This is a genomic window from Brucella sp. NBRC 14130 (assembly GCF_040371715.1).
Taxonomy (GTDB): domain Bacteria; phylum Pseudomonadota; class Alphaproteobacteria; order Rhizobiales; family Rhizobiaceae; genus Brucella; species Brucella intermedia.
The window spans coordinates 1-2,271 of record NZ_BAABTE010000052.1 but is presented as its reverse complement, the minus strand read 5'-3'; the positions used below and the strand labels follow the sequence as shown (position 1 = coordinate 2,271).

Below are 2,271 nucleotides of genomic sequence, written 5' to 3'. Positions count from 1 at the left end.
GCCACGACCCCTTGATCCGCCCGCGCGCCGCCGTGGGGCGGGCTGCGCCCTCCCCCCTCTGTCCGGGGGAATGTCAGAGGCCATTCCCCCGGAAAGACCGGGGAGGCTTCGCCCAAGGGGGCTTCCCCTGCGGGAAAACGCAAACTCAGGAGACAGACCATGACCGAACTGACCAACTTCATCCGCTTCAACGAAGACGGCACCCTCACCGGCAACATCGCCTCCATCGCCTACGACATCGACATCACCGGCGAACCCTTCAGCAGTACCAACAAGGACGCGCCTGTCTACCGCATCCATGCCAAGTCCCCGCGTGGACGGCGGCTCGAACTCGGCGGCATCTGGAAGAAAAAGAACCAGAACGGCGGCGACTATCTCAGCCTCTCCGTTAGCACCGGCCACGGCAGGCTCAACGCCAATCTCGGCCGCTTCCCCGGTCAGGACGACGAAGACCTGATGGCCGTCATTCCGTGGGATTGATCGACCAGCCGACCGCAGGTTTGCCCGAGGGGATCGCTCCCTTCGGGCAGGCCGATACCAAGGAAAGAGATTTCAGGAAAGGAGGATGACCATGGACAGCCCGAGCACCGACACCCTCGGCATGGCGCTGGTGGAAAAGGGGTTTGCACCCAACCTTGCCGTTCTCGACATCAACAATTCGTTGTCTGTCCCGCACGGCTTTGAAATATCCGCGCCGTGGCACCTGCCGTCGCGCATGTTCCAGTTTCCCATCGAGGTCTGCCGCCCTGACAATGAGCAGCCGCGCAAACTCGGCCTGCGCCATCCGCGCTTGGCCACCCATCCCTACGTGCGCCATGTCGAAGCGGCGCTTGGTTTCGAGATCGCCCGCGACGGCGCGCCGAACCGCTACGGTTATACTAGTGCCCCGACCGCCCGCTGGTGGCACGCCGTCGATCTGGTCACAGCCGGGAAATGGCGTGAACTGCTGGCAACGCAGGAATTCACCGAACCCGCCTGCATCATGAACGCCGTCACCTATGGCTGCCGCTATTCTCGCCATGACGACAAACGGGCCGCTGGCTATATCACTACCGCCGAGGCCCGCGAGATCATGCGCGAGATCGGCGCGACCGAACCCAGCGAACGCGGAGCGGTCATCCGTTCCTTCTCCGCTCCAAGCGTTTGCCGTCAGGAGAAGGGCGCGGAACACTGGCCGATCAACACCGGCCGCCAATGCGCCGAGGACGCGGCATGGGGGATGATCTTCGGCATCGAGGACGGCTGGTTTCGCTATGACCGTGCCGGATATCTGCAATGGTCCGAGCTTGGCCGGGAACGCTACGTGGCGGGCGAAAGTGCCACCTACACGCAGGCTAGCGGCCAGACCGCTTTCGCATTCTAGGGCTTTGCAGGCCGGTATCCGACCGATGGCCGGACCTGCCTGCTGGCGCATGTTTTCGCAACGGGCTGGATCGCAAGCCTGTCATCAACCGAGAGTAGGAAATCCGATGAGCAAGCACAGAGTCACGATTGTCCAGATTTTCCGGGCAGAGCGCCGGATCACTGTCGAGATTGATGCGGCAGATCGAGAAAGCGCCATAGAGGAATTGCAAAGCGGCGCGATCGATGCGCCCGACTTTGATGATCCGAGGTGGGCGACCGGCTGGGACATTCTGAATGAGGTTTACGAATGAGCCGCTACACGATCACGCTTCGCAAGGGCGAACGAACGGACCACGAGGCCGTCATCGGCTACGATCCACCTCTGCGAACTTATTTCTTGCAGGGCTTCGAGGCCGATGGTGATTGCGGGACGCCGGAAATCTGGCTCGGCGTCGTCTTGGAGGAGTTTCCCACCTTGGAAGGGATCATTGAGGAAGCCCGCGCCAATGGCTATGAGGTCAGCAATCTCGATCATGCTGATATGATCGCCATGCTGCGAGAAGCAGGCCACGAGCATGAGCCGTCCATCGCCGAACGGCTCGGCTTCATCAAGTAGCGCCTCCTGCCCCTCCGGCTGCGGAGGGGCAACCGCGTCGTTACCGTTCGGCACCCGCATCGAGCGGGCGCGAAGCGGTCCGAGGGGAGCCCCGAAGCCCCTCCCCTCGTCTCCCCTGCCCGCCCGATAGAGGTGGAATAGGCTCTCCTCTTCCGCCTGGTCGTGCTCTTTTCGTAATGACCGTTTCCCGATGGTGCCGATCGTTATCCAGCCGCAGCGCCGTGAGGACGGCGCGGCCGCGGCCGCAGCGAACCGGCCCCGCCGGTGAGCGGAGCAGGCGGAGGAAACCCGCGCTCCCCAATAGCGCCGTA

Annotated in this window: 4 protein-coding genes; all 4 read left to right on the top strand. The window is 63.1% G+C overall.

The window, feature by feature from the left end:
• The first annotated feature begins 159 nt into the window (after positions 1-159).
• The 4 genes from ABWW28_RS27445 to ABWW28_RS27430 all read left to right on the top strand — a co-directional run bounded on the left by ABWW28_RS27445 (position 160) and on the right by ABWW28_RS27430 (position 1,960).
• Positions 160-480 carry a DUF736 domain-containing protein gene (locus ABWW28_RS27445; protein ID WP_234190691.1) on the top strand — a complete coding sequence of 107 codons (321 nt, stop codon included), beginning with the start codon at positions 160-162 and terminating at the stop codon, positions 478-480.
• A 91-nt stretch (positions 481-571) separates the two neighbouring features.
• Positions 572-1,363, top strand: coding sequence for a hypothetical protein (locus tag ABWW28_RS27440; RefSeq protein WP_353392983.1), 792 nt, complete (start codon positions 572-574; stop codon positions 1,361-1,363).
• A gap of 106 nt (positions 1,364-1,469) precedes the next feature.
• Entirely contained in the window at positions 1,470-1,655 is a 186-nt protein-coding gene (locus ABWW28_RS27435) for a hypothetical protein (RefSeq protein WP_234190688.1), read from the top strand.
• A complete protein-coding gene (locus tag ABWW28_RS27430; RefSeq protein ID WP_234190686.1) occupies positions 1,652-1,960 on the top strand; it encodes a hypothetical protein in 309 nt (102 codons plus the stop codon). Before ABWW28_RS27435 ends, ABWW28_RS27430 begins: the two co-directional genes overlap by 4 nt.
• Positions 1,961-2,271: the final 311 nt, after the last annotated feature.